Annotated in this window: 13 protein-coding genes; 4 read left to right on the plus strand and 9 right to left on the minus strand. The window is 74.1% G+C overall.

Features of this window, described 5'->3' with window-relative positions; genetic code table 11:
* Positions 1 to 257: 257 nt before the first annotated feature.
* Positions 258 to 1742 carry a GGDEF domain-containing protein gene (locus ACRYRX_RS20815; protein ID WP_432515045.1) on the plus strand — a complete coding sequence of 495 codons (1485 nt, stop codon included), beginning with the start codon at positions 258 to 260 and terminating at the stop codon, positions 1740 to 1742.
* A 453-nt stretch (positions 1743 to 2195) separates the two neighbouring features.
* Here ACRYRX_RS20815 and ACRYRX_RS20820 read toward each other — a convergent pair whose 3' ends face one another.
* From ACRYRX_RS20820 to ACRYRX_RS20835, 4 genes are read right to left on the minus strand one after another with little or no spacing between them, the layout of a single operon-like run.
* Complete coding sequence (locus ACRYRX_RS20820; protein WP_432515046.1) at positions 2196 to 3032, minus strand: acyl-CoA thioesterase; 837 nt, start codon at positions 3030 to 3032, stop codon at positions 2196 to 2198.
* 7 nt (positions 3033 to 3039) lie between these two features.
* Positions 3040 to 4194 (minus strand): acyl-CoA dehydrogenase family protein, encoded by a 1155-nt coding sequence (locus ACRYRX_RS20825; RefSeq protein WP_432515047.1) that lies wholly within the window; start codon positions 4192 to 4194, stop codon positions 3040 to 3042.
* A gap of 8 nt (positions 4195 to 4202) precedes the next feature.
* Complete coding sequence (locus tag ACRYRX_RS20830; RefSeq protein WP_432515049.1) at positions 4203 to 5366, minus strand: acyl-CoA dehydrogenase family protein; 1164 nt, start codon at positions 5364 to 5366, stop codon at positions 4203 to 4205.
* Positions 5363 to 6922, minus strand: a complete 1560-nt coding sequence (locus ACRYRX_RS20835; protein WP_432515050.1) for a class I adenylate-forming enzyme family protein — start codon at positions 6920 to 6922, stop codon at positions 5363 to 5365. The genes ACRYRX_RS20830 and ACRYRX_RS20835 overlap by 4 nt, the downstream gene beginning before the upstream one ends.
* 235 nt (positions 6923 to 7157) lie before the next feature.
* Here ACRYRX_RS20835 and ACRYRX_RS20840 point away from each other — a divergent pair, with 235 nt between their 5' ends.
* Positions 7158 to 7925, plus strand: coding sequence for an SDR family NAD(P)-dependent oxidoreductase (locus tag ACRYRX_RS20840; RefSeq protein ID WP_432515051.1), 768 nt, complete (start codon positions 7158 to 7160; stop codon positions 7923 to 7925).
* Positions 7926 to 7953: 28 nt separating this feature from the next.
* On the opposite strand, the gene ACRYRX_RS20845 is transcribed toward ACRYRX_RS20840, so the two are convergent.
* Positions 7954 to 8562 (minus strand): TetR/AcrR family transcriptional regulator, encoded by a 609-nt coding sequence (locus ACRYRX_RS20845; RefSeq protein ID WP_432515052.1) that lies wholly within the window; start codon positions 8560 to 8562, stop codon positions 7954 to 7956.
* A 169-nt stretch (positions 8563 to 8731) separates the two neighbouring features.
* Between ACRYRX_RS20845 and ACRYRX_RS20850 the strand changes: the two genes are divergently transcribed.
* Together ACRYRX_RS20850 and ACRYRX_RS20855 are read left to right on the plus strand one after the other, a co-directional pair.
* Complete coding sequence (locus ACRYRX_RS20850; protein ID WP_432515053.1) at positions 8732 to 9946, plus strand: acetyl-CoA C-acetyltransferase; 1215 nt, start codon at positions 8732 to 8734, stop codon at positions 9944 to 9946.
* Between the two features lie 10 nt (positions 9947 to 9956).
* The gene (locus ACRYRX_RS20855; RefSeq protein WP_432515054.1) at positions 9957 to 10409 is read left to right on the plus strand and encodes a MaoC family dehydratase; all 453 of its coding nucleotides are present in this window, start codon (positions 9957 to 9959) and stop codon (positions 10407 to 10409) included.
* A 78-nt stretch (positions 10410 to 10487) separates the two neighbouring features.
* On the opposite strand, the gene ACRYRX_RS20860 is transcribed toward ACRYRX_RS20855, so the two are convergent.
* From ACRYRX_RS20860 to ACRYRX_RS20875, 4 genes are all read right to left on the minus strand, one after another.
* Positions 10488 to 11504, minus strand: coding sequence for a cytochrome b/b6 domain-containing protein (locus ACRYRX_RS20860; protein ID WP_432515055.1), 1017 nt, complete (start codon positions 11502 to 11504; stop codon positions 10488 to 10490).
* Positions 11505 to 12135: 631 nt separating this feature from the next.
* A complete protein-coding gene (locus tag ACRYRX_RS20865) occupies positions 12136 to 13116 on the minus strand; it encodes an electron transfer flavoprotein subunit alpha/FixB family protein (protein ID WP_432515057.1) in 981 nt (326 codons plus the stop codon).
* A gap of 11 nt (positions 13117 to 13127) precedes the next feature.
* Positions 13128 to 13904: an electron transfer flavoprotein subunit beta/FixA family protein gene (locus tag ACRYRX_RS20870; protein ID WP_432515058.1), complete on the minus strand. Its 777-nt coding sequence runs from the start codon at positions 13902 to 13904 to the stop codon at positions 13128 to 13130.
* A gap of 52 nt (positions 13905 to 13956) precedes the next feature.
* Complete coding sequence (locus tag ACRYRX_RS20875; RefSeq protein ID WP_432515059.1) at positions 13957 to 14541, minus strand: response regulator transcription factor; 585 nt, start codon at positions 14539 to 14541, stop codon at positions 13957 to 13959.
* Positions 14542 to 14566: the final 25 nt, after the last annotated feature.

Raw genomic sequence — 14566 nt, forward strand, 5'->3', positions numbered from 1 at the left:
AACTGGTGGCGCCAGACCTTCGCCCGCGACGGCCTGGACCCCCAGCGCGTGCTCATCGTGCAGTTCGCCGCCGAAGGCGTCGCCGCCGCCCTCGCCCTGGGCACCTACATCGACACCGACGAACTCGACCTCGCCCGCGCCGGACTCCTGGAACTCACCGAACCGTAGACGCCCCACCGGCGCCCCGACGTCACCCGACCGGCCCACGACCGGCCCGCGGTCGTTCAGCGACGGTTCGCGAGTGCCGATGCAGCGGCATGAGCGGTCGGAAACCCGGACCGGGCGCGCCGGGGCGCGCCCGTCCCTGGAGCACCCGCACCACGTTCCTGTCCGTCGTGGGCTGCCTGGTGCTCGCCGCCGGGGCGAGCTGGTCCAGCGGACCGGCGGGAACCGTCGCCCACGCCCTCGCCGGCCAGGGCCTCGAGGCGCTGGCGGTGGTCGTGACGGTCGTCATGGCCGCTCGTCGGCGCCGGGCCCTGGGGGCCGTCGGCTGGTTGCTCGCCGGGGCCACCGGGTTCGCGCTGCTCGGCGACGCGGGGTGGCTGCTGCGCACCCTCGTCGAGCAGCACACCGCTTCCGGGGCCGCAGCCGCGGGCCTGCTCGTGACGCCCTACGCGCTCGGGTACGGGCTGCTGCTCGGGGCGGGTTTCGAACTCATGCGCCGGCGTTCCGGCTGGCGCGGCCCCGGCGCCCTCATCGACTCCGCGGTGATCACGGTGGGTCTGGGCGTGGTGGCGTACTGCTTCGTCATCGCCGACCAGCTGGCCGACTCCACCGCCCCGCTGCCCGACCGCCTCGTCAGCGGGATCGGCCCGGGCCTGGACGTGGTCGTCGTGGGCGTGCTGACCCGCCTGCTCATCGGCGCCCGTTCCGGCCGCAGCCCGCTGGTCCTGCTGCTGGCGGCCATGAGCAGCTACCTGCTGGGCGACCTCGCCTTCGCCGTCTCCCTGCTGCTGGGCGTCGCGGGCACCTGGAACTCCTGGGTCGACCTGCTGTTCGCCCTGTTCTACCTCTTCACCGCCCTGGCGCTGGTGCACCCGGACGCGGACCGGCTGTGCCGGCGCGCCGGCGCGGAGGTCGAGCGACTGGGAGCCGCACGGGCCGGCGCCCTGGCCCTGGCCGGGCTGCTGGCCCCCGCGACGCTGCTGGCCGAGCACTTCCTGCGGCGCGACCCGCACGTCGTGGCCGTCGCGGTGGCCGGGGCCGTGCTGTTCGGGCTGACCCTGTTGCGGATGCTGCTGCTGGTGCGCGCGATCGAGTCCCAGCGCGCCCAGCTGGCGGTGCAGGCCCGCACCGACGCCCTGACCGGCCTGGCGAACCGCCGCACCTACGACCACGAGCTGCAGCGGGCGCTGGCGGCGGCGACGGGGACACCGGTCAGCGCGGGGATGATCGACCTCGACCACTTCAAGGCCTACAACGACACCCACGGCCACGCCGCCGGCGACGAGCTGCTGCGCACCGCGGCCGCGGCGTGGTCGGCGGAACTGGCGCGCGCACTCCCCGCCGGGCGCATCGCGCGCTACGGCGGGGAGGAGTTCGCCGTGCTGCTGCCGGGGCTGACCTCGCCCCAGGCGGCGCAGGTCGTGTCCCGCCTGCTGGCGGTGACCCCGTCCGGTCAGACCTTCTCCGCCGGCGTCGCCGGGTGGGACGGCTCGGTCGCCGCGGAACGGCTGCTACGGGAAGCCGACGAACAGCTGTACCGCGCCAAGGGCGCGGGCCGGGCGCGGGTGCTCTGCTGATGCCCCGGTCCGGCCGGCGGCGACCCCCGGCGACCCCACGGCGCCCGGCACGACCTCAGCCGCGCGGGAGCCGCAGGAGTCCCGTCACGTCGAGCGCGGCGCGGGCCAGCTGCCCCGCACCGCGCAGCCGCCGCGGGTTGACGGCGGCGCTGGCGATCCCGACCGTGCCCGAGGTCGTGTGCTGCCGCAGGGCGACGAGGGGGGCGACCCGCGGTCGGCGACCGCAACCACCGGGTCCGCGCGCCGGGCGATGCGGTACCCCTCCAGGCGCAGGGTGGTGAGGGCTCGGGGAACTCGTCCACGACGACCCCCACGCCGAGGTCGGCCCTGAGCCGCTGAGCGGTCTGGTCGACCTGGAACTGCCAGCCGCCCCGGTGGGGGTCGGGGCGGCGTCGGTGCGCCGGGTGGGGGTGCTGTCCACGGTGGTGCTCCGCTCGTCCGCCGCCCAGCACCTCAGTCGTCGTAGCGCGCCAGCACCTCCTGGCCGATCACGGCGACCAGGTCACCGGCGCGGGTGTAGACGCGCCCCAGGGCCAGCCCCCGGGCGGTGCGGGCGACCGGTGACTCGCTCACCGACAGCAGCCACTCGTCGGCGCGGGTGTCGCGGTACCACCACATGGCGTGGTCCAGGCTGGCGGTCGCGATGCCCGTGGTGGTCCAGTCCAGGCCGTGGTCGTCCAGCACCGGGTCCTGCACCACGGCGTCGCTGAGGTAGGCCAGGGCGGCCCGGTGCACCACGGGGTCGTCCGGCAGCCGGTGCCGCACCCGCAGCCAGGAGACCCCGGTGCCCGGGGGCACCCCGTCGAGCAGCTCCCCCGGCACCCGGCGCACCTGCATCAGGCCCTCGGACGTCACCGGTCCACCGGGGAGGTCCGCCGGGAAGCGGTCCTCGAACTCCTCCGGGCCCGGGACGTCGGTCGGCGGGGGCGTCTCGTGCTCGGGTCCGCGGGCGTCCACCGTGAAGGACGCCGTGGCCGTGGCGATGACCTTGCCGGCCTGCACGGCCCGCACCGCGCGGGCCGAGAAGCTGCGCCCGTCGCGGAACCGCTCGACCTCGAACTCCACGTCGGCCTCCACGTCCCCCGGACGCAGGAAGTAGGCGTGCAGCGAGTGCAGCCTGCGGTCCCGGGTCGCGCTGCGCGCGGCGGCGACCGCGGCCTGCCCCAGGATCTGCCCGCCGTAGATGCGGCCACCGGTCAGGTGCACGGAGGGGCCGGTCGCGACGTCGGGCCGACCCGCCGGGTCGCCGGTGAGCGTCAGCAGGTCGGCCAGGCTGCCGACGGTGCTCATCGCCGGTTCACTCCGTCGGGTCGAGGGTGCCGTGCCCGCGCAGACCGGCGGCGACGTGGGCCAGGTGGTGGGACCCGTCCCCGGCGAGGCGCTCGATGGCGATCAGCCGGCTGCTGTAGTGCCCGACGCTGTACTCGGCGGTGACCCCGATGCCGCCGTGCAGCTGGATCGCCTCGGCACCGATGAGGCGCGCCGCCTTCGACGTCCGCAGCGACGCGTGCGCCGCCGCCGCCGCCACGTCCAGCCCCTCGTCACCGCGCTGGGCCTCGTCGAGCAGGATGCTGGCCCACCAGGTGGTGCTGCGCGCCAGCTCCAGCTGCACGTACAGGTCCGCCGCCCGGTGCTTCAGCGCCTGGAAGGTGTTGAGGGTGACGCCGAACTGCTTGCGGGTCCTGAGGTAGTCGACGGTGGTCGAGAGCTGGAACTGCAGGATGCCCAGCACCTCGTGCGCGTAGGCGGTGCGCGCCCGGTCCTGCGCCCGCGCGATCGTCGCGGTGCGGTCGGTCCCGGGGTCCCCGAGCGGCACCGCCGGGACGTCCACGAGGTCGAGGCGAGCGGCGCGGCCGCCGTCGTGCGTGCGGTACCCGGTGCGGGTCAGGCCCCGGGCGTCCCCCGCGACCACGAACAGGCCGGTGCCCTGCCCGGTGGCGGCCGAGACGATCAGCACGTCGGCCCGGGCTCCCTGCACCACGGGCTCCTTGGTGCCGCTCAGCGTCCACGCCCCGTCGCGGGAGGTCGCGACGACCCCGCGCGCCGACGGCGACCAGCGACCCCCGGGCTCGTGGTGGGCGAACGCGACGACGGCCTCCCCGGCGGCGATGCCGCCGATGAGTTCCTCGCGCTGCTCGGCGGTCCCGGCGTCGGCCACCAGGCCACCGGCCAGCACGACGACCTCCACGAACGGCTCGGGGGCCAGCACCGCCCCGAACTGCTCGGCCACGACGGCCACCTCGACGGGGCCGGCGCCCAGACCGCCGTCCTCCTCGGTGAAGGGCAGCCCGAGGACGCCGAGCTCGGCCAGCTGACGCCACAGCTTCTCGTCGAAACCCGGATCGGACGCGGTGACCCGGCGCCGGGCCTCGATCGCGCCGTAGTTCTTGGAGAGCATCCCGCCGACGGCGTCGCGGAGAGCCTCTTGTTCCTCGTTGAGCGTGAAGTCCACGGTGTCTCCTACAGACCGAGAATTGCCTGGGCGATGATGTTGCGCTGGATCTCGTTCGACCCGCCGAAGATGGACAGCTTGCGGTCGTTGAGGAACCGGGGCACCGACTGGCGCGCCCACGAGGGGGCGCTGGACCCGTCCCCGGCGCCGGAGGCCAGGGCGGCCGGGCCGGCGAGGTCGACGACGAGCTCGTCGACGCGCTGGGCGACCTGCGAACCGTGCAGCTTGAGCACCGACGACGCCGGGTCCGCCTCCTCCTCGGCCGAGCCGGCCGCGACGCGCAGGGCGGTGAGCTCCACGCCGAGCAGTTCGTTCTCCAGGTCGGCGAACCGGGCGGCGATCGCGGGGTCGTCCAGCGCGCCGGAGGTGGCCGCCCGGTCCTTCGCCGCGGCGAGCACCCGCTTGCTCTCCCCCACCGCGCCGATGCCGGTGCGCTCGTTCCCGAGGAGGAACTTGGCGTACGTCCAGCCCTTGTCGACCTCACCGACGAGGTTCCCGGCCGGGACGCGCACGTCGTCGAAGAAGACCTCGTTGACCTCGTGGCTGCCGTCGACCAGCTCGATGGGCCGAACCGTGACCCCGGGGCTGGTCATGTCGATGAGCAGGAAGCTGATGCCCGCCTGCCGCTTGGGGGCGGTCGGGTTCGTGCGCACCAGGGTGAAGATCCAGTCACCGTGCTGACCGAACGTCGTCCAGGTCTTCTGCCCGTTGACCACCCAGTGCTCCCCGTCGCGGACGGCGGCGGTCCGCAGGGACGCCAGGTCCGACCCCGCCTCGGGCTCGGAGAAGCCCTGCGACCACCAGATGTCGAGGTTCGCCGTGGCCGGCAGGAACCGTTCCTTCTGCTCCTGGCTGCCGAAGGCGGCGATCACGGGCCCGACCATGGAGACGTTGAAGTCCAGCGGGTGCGGGACCCCGTTGAGCGACAGCTCCTCGTGCCAGATGTGCTGGCGCAGCGGGCTCCAGCCCTTCCCGCCCCACTCCACGGGCCAGTTCGGGGTGGCCAGGCCGGCCTCGTTGAGGATGCGCTGGCTGCGGACGAAGTCGTCCTTGCCGAGCTCCTCGCCGGCCACGACCTTCGCGCGGATCTCGGCGGGCACGCGGTTCCGCAGGAAGGTCCGCAGCTCGTCGCGGAAGGCCGCGTCCTCGTCGGGGAGACGGAGTCGGGTCACGATGTGCTCCTTGCCATGGTGGGTTCGACCGGTGTGAGGACCGATCCGTCGACGGCGCCCTCGCGCACCTGCTTCGCGAGCGTCCGCTTGTCGATCTTCCCGGTCGGTCCCTGCGGCAGCGACGTCACGACGACGAACTGCCGCGGGTACTTGTAGGGGGCGAGCTGCGACCGGCAGAACTCCTGCACGGCGTCCGCGTCGAACTCCCCGGCGCCCGGCTGCGGCACGACGAAGGCGACGACCTCCTCGCCGTAGTGCTCGTCGGGCCGGCCGACCACGGCGGCCGTGGCGATGCCCGGGTGGGACTCCAGGACGTTCTCGACCTCCTGGGGGTAGACGTTGAAACCCCCGCGGATGATGAGTTCCTTGCTCCGGCCGGTGATGTAGAGGTACCCGTCCTCGTCGCACCAGCCGAGGTCACCGGTGTGGAACCAGCCGCCGCGCAGGGCCTGGCTGGTCTGCTCCGCCCGGCGCCAGTACCCCTTCATGACGCTCAGGCCCCGCAGGCAGACCTCGCCCACGTTGTCCGGTCCCGGAGCCAGCTGCTGCCCCGCGGGGTCGAGGATCCCCAGCTCCAGGCCGGCGATCGCCCGACCCACCGAGCCCTGCCGGAACTCGAACGGCTTGCCGTTGTACGTCCCGGTCGCACCCGTCTCGGTCAGGCCGTAGCCCTCGACGAAGTCGGCGTTGGGGAAGCACTCGCGGATGCGCGCGATCTGGGTGAGGGACAGGGGGGCGCCGCCGCTGGCCACCGTGCGGACCGAGGACAGGTCCCAGCGGCCCGGGCCGGCCTCGGTGAGGGCGCCGACCAGCGCGTGGAACATCGTGGGGACCCCGCACAGGGACGTCACGCCCTCGCGCTCGATCGCGTCCAGGGTCGCCTGGGTCGAGAACTTCGTGCTCAGGACCACCGTGTGGCGGCGGGCGACCGGGCCGTTGACCATGTCGACGAGGCCGTAGACGTGGAACAGCGGGAGGACGGCGTAGATGACGTCGGCGTCCTGGTAGGGCGTCGTGTGGGTCTCGCCGGCGAGCTGCATGATGAGGTTGAGGTGGCTGAGCTCCACCCCCTTGGGCGACCCGGTGGAACCGCTGGTGTAGAGGATGACCGCGGTCGACCCGGCGTCGACGGGGAGCGGCGCGTACGGGACGGGGAAGGAACCCTCGGCGGCCACCAGGTCGTCCACGCGCAGCACCCGCACGCCGACGCCGGACACCCCGTCGTCGGAGCGCTCGCAGATGACCGCGGCCATCTCGGAGTCCTCGACGACGTACGCCAGTTCCCGGGCCGAGGCGGCGGGGTTGGCGGGCATGGCCGTCGCGCCCAGCGCCAGCAGCGCGAAGTAGTAGACGATGAACTCGGCGGTGTTCGGCAGCCGCAGGCCGACGCGGTCGCCCGGTCGCAGACCGAGGTCGGCGAGCACGGCGGCCGCAGCACCCGCACGGGCCTGCAGGTCGGCGAAGGAGTAGCGCGTGCCGTCCTGGCAGACGACCGCGGTCCGCTCCGGGCTCATGCGCGCCGAGTCGGACAGGGCCGTGCCGAAGTTGTAGTCCATGCCGCCTCCGGGTCGTGAGCATCGGTGGTCGAGAAGGCGTCGCCCCGGCGGCGAGCCGTCGCGATCGCCGCCCACCTTCCCACCGGCGCGCGTCACCGCGGTACGGCGACCTGCGAGATATCCCCCACCTGGGTAGCGGTGGCGGGTCGGTCGTCGCCACCGCCGGTCACCGCGGACACGATGGCCCGACGGCTCCGTCGCGGACGCGACGGGCACCGACAGGAGGAGGGACGACGTGGACCGCTTCACGGGACGGGTCGCAGTGATCACCGGGGGTGCGCGCGGCATCGGCCGCGCCACCGCCGAACGCTTCGCCCGGGAGGGCGCCTCGGTCGCCGTCGTCGACCTCGACGAGGCGTCGGCGGCCCGGACGGCCGCCGAACTGCCGCTGACGGAGGGCGCAGGCGCCCTCGGGGTCGGCGCGGACGTCAGCCGGGCCGACTCGGTGGAGGCGGCCGTGGCCCGCGTGCACGAGCGGTTCGGGCGGCTCGACGTGCTCATGAACAACGCCGGCCTCATCCGGGACAACCTGCTGTTCAAGATGCCCGAGTCTGACTGGGACCTCGTGATGGGCGTCCACCTCAAGGGCGCCTTCCTCATGAGCAAGGCCGCGCAGCGGCACATGGTCGAGCAGGGCTCCGGGGCCATCGTCAACGTCTCCAGCACCTCGGCCCTCGGCAGCCGCGGGCAGGCCAACTACTCCGCCGCCAAGGCCGGCATCCAGGGCTTCACCCGGACCCTCGCCGCCGAGCTGGGCCCGAAGGGGATCCGCGTCAACGCCGTGGCCCCGGGGTTCATCGCGACGGAGATGACCGACGCGACGGCGCGACGGCTGGGTGTGGAGCCGGAGGAGTTCCGCCGCCTGAACGCCGAGGCGACCCCCGTCCGGCGCGTCGGCCGCCCCGAGGACATCGCCTCCGCGACGGCCTACCTCGCCAGCGACGACGCCGGGTTCATCACCGGCCAGGTGCTGTACGTCGACGGCGGCGCGACCGTCGGCTGAACCCGGGCGGGTGCCGCCGCGTCCGCGATCACGGGCGCGGCTGCACCGATCGGAGCGCGTGGTCGGCGAACAGCTCCGCCACCTCCGAACCGCTGCGCCGCCCGTCGTGGCGGAACCAGGTGTAGACGTGCTCGGCGCCCGTGGCCAGGAACGACGCCGCGACCGACACGTCCGGGACGTCGAACGAGCCGTCGCCGACCCCGGCGAGCAGGATGTCCCGCAGCAGGTCCCGGTGCTCGCGCTGCCACCGGGAGATCACCAGCGCCGACTCCTCGTCGAGCGCGGACTGCAACGCGAGGTAGCTGTGGTTGACGGTCTCGGGGTCGGAGAGCTGCAGGGTCACGAGGGTGCGCACGTAGGCGCACAGCCGGGTGCTCGGCGAGGCGGTGGCGTCGTCGGCGGCCTGCAGCGACTCCAGGCTCGTGCGGTAGAGGTCCACCAGGACGTCGCGCAGCAGCACCTGCTTGGAGGGGAAGTACCAGTACAGGTTCGCCGGGGTCATGCCCGCGAGCTTGGCGATCCGCGAGACGGACGTGCCGTCGTAGCCGTGCTGCTGGAAGAGCCGGCCGGCGGCGTCCAGGATCGTGCGCTCGCGCGACGCGGGCGCCTGCGCCTGGACCGGCTCGGGCAGCGACATGCTCAGGATCGTAGCTACGCCGGGGTCCGCGCGGGAGGTCGGGAGCACCACCCATCCCCCAACCGGGGGCTTTGCCGTCGGGCACGCTCGCCGCGCCGACGGCGACCCGACAGCCTGGGGCCGCGGTGGCGAGGGTCACCGTCGAGGTCGTGCCCCACGGAGGTTCCCAGTGCCCGAAGCCGTCATCGTCGCCACCGCGCGATCGCCCATCGGTCGCGCCCGCAAGGGGTCGTTGCGCGACGTGCGACCCGACGACCTGGCCGCCGCCATGGTCACCGCCTCCCTCGCGAAGGTCCCGGCGCTGCAGGCGTCCGACATCGACGACCTGATGCTGGGCATCGGCTACCCGGCGGGTGAGGGCGGGAACAACGCGGCCCGTTCGGTCTCCCTGCTGGCGGGTCTGCGCGACGTCCCGGGGGTGACCGTCAACCGCTTCTGCTCCTCCAGCCTCCAGACCACGCGGATGGCGTTCCACGCGATCCGCGCGGGTGAGGGCGACGCCTACCTCTCGGTCGGCGTGGAGAGCGTCTCCAGCTACGACCGCGGTTACGGTGACGGGCCCGAGACGTACAACCCCCGGTACGCCGGAGCCCTCGAACGGACCCGCCGCACCGCCGAGGGGTCGCAGGAGTGGAGCGACCCCGAGGACCGCGGGGAACTGCCCGACGTCTACATCGACATGGGCCAGACCGCGGAGAACGTCGCCGCGCTCCGGGGCGTCTCGCGCGAGGAGCAGGACGAGTTCGCCGTCCGCAGCCAGAACCGCGCCGAGGCGGCGATCGCCAGCGGGTTCTGGGCCGGTGACATCACCCCGCTGACCCTGCCCGACGGCACCGTCGTCGACGCGGACGACAGCCCTCGCCGGGGAACGACCCTGGAGGCCGTCCGGGCCCTGAACCCGGTGTTCCGCGAGAAGGGGACGGTCACCGCGGGCAACGCGTGCCCCCTGAACGACGGGGCCGCCAGCGTGGTCGTCGTCTCCGACCGCAAGGCCGCCGAGCTGGGTCTGACCCCGCTGGCCCGGATCGTCTCCACCGGGGTGTCCGGGCTCTCCCCCGAACTCATGGGGCTGGGCCCGGTCGAAGCGTCCCGGCGGGCCCTGGCGAACGCGGGCCTGACCATCGGGGACATCGACCTGGTGGAGATCAACGAGGCGTTCGCCGCGCAGGTCCTCCCCAGTGCCCGGGAACTGGGCGTGGACGAGGACCGGCTGAACGTCTTCGGCGGCGCCATCGCGGTCGGGCACCCCTTCGGCATGACCGGCGCCCGCATCACCAGCACCCTCCTCAACGGCCTGCGGGCCCGCGACGGGCGGTTCGGGCTGGAGACGATGTGCGTGGGCGGCGGCCAGGGCATGGCCATGATCGTCGAACGACTGAGCTGAGGAGAGCCCGTTGCCCCGTTTCGAAGACCTCGACGCCCTCACCGACGCGGTGGGGACCCACCTCGGGTACGGCGAGTGGATCAGCGTCGAGCAGCCGCGCATCGACCAGTTCGCCGACGCCACCGGGGACCACCAGTGGATCCACGTCGACCCCGTCCGCGCCGCGCAGGGGCCCTTCGGGACCACCATCGCGCACGGCTTCATGACCCTGGCCCTGGTGCCCGCGCTCGTGGGGGGCCTCCTGGAGGTCGGTGGCCTGTCGATGGAGGTCAACTACGGCCTCAACAAGGTGCGGTTCCCCTCTCCCCTGCCGTCGGGTTCACGCATCCGCGCAGGCGCGGAACTGGTCGAGGTCACCCCGACCGAGAGGGGGACGCAGACCGTCTCCCGCGTCACCGTGGAGATCGAGGGTTCGTCGCGCCCGGCTGTCGTCGCCGACTGGGTGCTGCTGCTCGTTCCCTGAGCACCGCGGGCCCCCGCACGCAGGACGCCCCGGCCGGGTTCTCCCGGCCGGGGCGTCCTGCGTGGGGCGCGGCCCCGTTCAGCTGCGGGTGACCGTCCCGAACAACCGGGCCACCGGGGCCAGCAGGGCCGGCCGGAAGGCCACCCAAGCCCCCGCCACGACCAGCAGGGACGCGGCGAAGAACCAGAAACCCGCCCACCCCGGTCCGTCCTGCGCGGCGTACACGTGGTTGAGGTTGCGCAGCGCCCCGGTCGCCAGGACCAGGCCCACGTGCACGACGATGAACCCGACGAAGTAGAGCATCGTGGGGAGGTGCAGGGCACGGGCCACGCCCACCGGGTAGCGCCGGCTCAGCCCGGTCCAGCGCGCCGGCCAGACGCTCGACATCCGGACGCCGGTCACCGCCGCCAGGGGCGCGGCGACGAAGACCGTCAGGAAGTACGCCAGCTGCTGCAGGCTGTTGTAGTTCACCCAGCCGTTCTCCGACGGCCAGTCGAGCGTGGCGTACTGCAGCGCCGCCGACAGCGCGTTCGGGAACACCTCCCAGCTCGTCGGCACGATCCGCACCCACTGCCCGGTCGCGAACAGCAGGACCGCGAACATCAGCCCGTTGAGCAGCCAGAGCACGTCGAGCGCCTGGTGCGCCCAGATCGTCAGGCTCACCTTCCGGCCCGGCTGACGACGTGACGCCCACATCGCCGGCGCCCGGCGCTCGGTCCGCACCTGCAGGCCGCTGCGGATGATGAGGAGGATCAGCAGTCCGTTGAAGAAGTGCTGCCAGCCCAGCCACGCCGGCAGACCCACCGGGGCCCACGCGGGCAGGTGGTACTCCCCCGGGTACCGCAGCAGGAACCGTTCCACCACGTCGGTGCCGGCGATCGCCCGCGCTCCCAGGACCACCGCGGCGAAGAACCCGAAGAGGGCGAAACCGGCCACGACCGCGGCTGCGGCCCACTGCCGGCGGGTGAGCCCACCCAGGCGCTCGCGGACCGGCGCCGACGACCGCGCGGCGGCTGCGGGCTCGGCAGCGACCGGTCTCGGCGCAGCCGGTCTCGGCGCGACGGGTTCCACGACGGGTTCCACGACGGGTTCCACGACGGGTTCCGGAGCAGGAGCCGCCACCGGTTCGGCAGCGGGCGACGCCGCGGGTGCGGGGTCCGGTGCCGCCGGGGCCGGGGTGGGCGCCGCTGCGGGGGCGACGGCGGGGACCGCTGCCGCGGCGCTCGCGGACGGCCACGGTTCCCCGCCCCGCGTGCGCGGCAGACCGCGCCGCACCCCGGGGACGGCGACGCCGGCAGCACCGGCGGCACCGTTCGAGGGGGCCGGGACGGGCCGGGCGGCCGTCTCGGGCAGGGTGTGGGGCGGCGGTGCGGCGGGGGCGGCGGCGGGCGTCGCGCTCGGCGGGACGACCGGAGCCGGAGCCGGGGGGAGGTCTTCCCCGGGGGGCCAGGGCGGTCCACCCACCACCCGCGGCAGCCCGCGCCGCACTCGCGGGAGCGCCGGTGCGGCGGGTTCCGCCGCGCGTCCGGCCGCGGGTTCAGGCGCGGGTTCAGCCGACGGCGGGACCGGCGGTGCAGGAGGGGCCGTGGCGGCCCCGGCGCCCCAGGGGTCCTGGACTCCCCGGACGTCCCGGGGCGCCTCGATCGGTTCGCTCAAGGGCGGCCAGGACGGTCCCCCGGACCGCCGCGGCAGTCCCTGCCGGGTCGTGCGAACGGTCACCGTCACGTCACTGCGCCTTCCGCTGCGCGATCTCGTCGATCAGCTGCGGCACGACGGTGAACACGTCGCCGACGATGCCGAAGTCGGCGATCTCGAAGATCGGGGCATCGGCGTCCTTGTTGACGGCGACGATCGTCTTGGCCGTCTGCATGCCCGCCTTGTGCTGCACCGCACCGGAGATGCCGAGGGCGACGTACAGGTCCGGGGAGATCCAGGCGCCGGTCTGGCCGACCTGGTGCGCCTGCGGGACGTACCCGGCGTCGACGGCGGCCCGGGAGGCTCCGACGGCGGCACCGAGGGCGTCGGCCAGTTGCTCGACGAGCGCGAACTTCTCGGCGGACCCCAGACCGCGACCGCCGGAGACGACCTTGGCCGCTGCGCGCAGCTCGGGCCGGGTCGAGGTGCTGACGACCGGTTCGACCGCGTCGATGACGGCGGCCTTGGCCCCCGAGGGGACGGCGCTGAGCGTGTCGGCCTGGACCGGCTGCGGTTCGGCGCGCAGGCTCACCGCACCCGGGCGCACGGTGACGACCAGGCACCCGCAGGTGGCGCCGGAGGTGACCTGCCAGGCGCCGCCGAAGACGGAGTGGGAGGCGACGACGCCGAGCTCGTCGCGCTCGGCGCCGACCGCGTCCCACGCGATGGCCAGCCGGCGGCGCGCGCTGAAGCGGGCGGCGGTGTCGCGGCCGTCGAGGGAGTGCGGCAGCAGCACCACGTCGGGCCGGACCTCGTCGTGGGCGGTCGTGAGCGCGTCGACGAGCGGGACCCCGAGCGTCTTCTCCTCCAGGGGGGTGAAGAGCACCCGGGCGGCGCCCCACCGGGCGGCGTCCGCGACGAGCCGTTCGCGGTCGCCCTCGGGGGCGACGACGAGGGCGGTGGGCCGGCCGAGGGTGGCCGCCAGGCCGAGCAGGGCGGCGCCGGAGGAGGACAGGCCGGTGGTGGTGGTCTCCAGGAAGACCAGGACCGGGCGGTCGAGGGGCTGGTTCACGTGGTCCTCCTTCAGACGAGCCGCTGCTCGACGAGGTAGTCGACGAGTTGGCGCGCAGCGGTCCCGTCGTCGTGGACGGTGCGGCCGGCGGCGCGCGGCGGGCGCTGGGCGACGGCGGTCATGATGGAGGCGGCCGTCGCGGTGGGGCTGGCGTCGACGCCGAGGTCGGCCAGCGTGAGCTTCTCGTACGGCTTCTTCTTGGCGGCCATGATGCCCTTGAACGAGGGGAAGCGGCCCTCGGGCATCGCCTCGGTGACGGACAGCACCGCGGGCAGTTCCGCCGACACCGTCTGGGTGGCGCCTTCCACCGCGCGGGTCCCCCGGACACCGTCCGGGGTGATCTGGACGCTGCGCATGCCGGACAGCAGCGTCGCGCCGAGCAGTTCGGCGACCATCGCCGGCACGACGCCGCCGGAACCGTCGGTGGACTGGTTGCCCGTGACGACCAGGTCGTAGTCCCCGCGCCGCAGCGCGGCGGCGAGCACGGTGGCGGTCAGGAGCGCGTCGGCGCCGGCCAGGTCGTCGTCGACGACGTGGACGGCGGAGTGCGCGCCCATCGCGAGCGCGCGGCGCAGGTTCGCCCCGGCCGACTCGGGAGCCATGGTGAGGGCGACGACCTCGGTGCCCTCGCTGCTCCCGGCGTGCGCGAGGGCCAGTTCGAGCGCACGCTCGTTGATCTCGTCGAGGACGACATCGCCTGCGCCCCTGCGGGTCAGGCCGGTCTCCTCGTCCAGCGAGCGGTCCCCGCTGGTGTCGGGGACCTCCTTGACGAGCACGGCGATCTTCACGGGGTGACCTCCTCGCGGGCGGTTCCGGTGGGCGGGGACGTGCTGGTGCCGCTCATGCGACGAGGCCGCGCTGGAGGGCGTAGCTGGCCGCCTCGGCGCGGTTCCGCACGCCGAGCTTCCGGTAGAGCGTGCTCGTGTGCTGCTTGACGGTGTGCCGGGACAGGTGCAGCGCCCCGGCGATCTCGGGGTTGCTCAGGCCCTGGGCGAGCTTCTCCAGGACCTCGGCCTCCCGCACCGACAGACCCGCGCGCGGGGTCGGGACGAGGACGCGGGTGGGACGTCCGGACACCAGCCGGGTGCAGGTGTCCAGGATGTGCGCGAGGGGGTCGCCGGCGCGCAGGACGGCGCTGGCGCCGCTGCTCGCCGCGACCCGGCCGTCGATGCCGCTGACGGAGGTCAGCAGGACGACGCGCGAGTACGGGGCCACCTCCTTGAGGCGGCGGACGAGCTGGAGCCCGTTGAAGTGGTCGACGCGGTGGTCGACGAGGACGAGCTGCGGTTGCTGGCGCGCGGTGATCTGGAGCGCGACCTCCGGGCGTGCGGTCACCGCGCAACCGGCGACCCACGCGGTGGAGGTGAACAACGCGCGCAACCCCAGCTGCACGACTTCCTGCTCGTGCACCACGAGGACTCGCACGCGGCGCAGAGGTTCGGGTTCGGCG

The organism is Kineococcus lubricus, from assembly GCF_050871965.1.
Classification (GTDB): Bacteria; Actinomycetota; Actinomycetes; order Actinomycetales; family Kineococcaceae; genus Kineococcus.

Coding starts and splice junctions, on each gene's coding strand:
- ACRYRX_RS20815 (WP_432515045.1), top strand. CDS start 258: ATGAGCGGTCGGAAACCCGGACCGGGCGCGCCGGGGCGCGCCCGTCCC.
- ACRYRX_RS20820 (WP_432515046.1), bottom strand. CDS start 3,032: ATGAGCACCGTCGGCAGCCTGGCCGACCTGCTGACGCTCACCGGCGAC.
- ACRYRX_RS20835 (WP_432515050.1), bottom strand. CDS start 6,922: ATGGACTACAACTTCGGCACGGCCCTGTCCGACTCGGCGCGCATGAGC.
- ACRYRX_RS20845 (WP_432515052.1), bottom strand. CDS start 8,562: ATGTCGCTGCCCGAGCCGGTCCAGGCGCAGGCGCCCGCGTCGCGCGAG.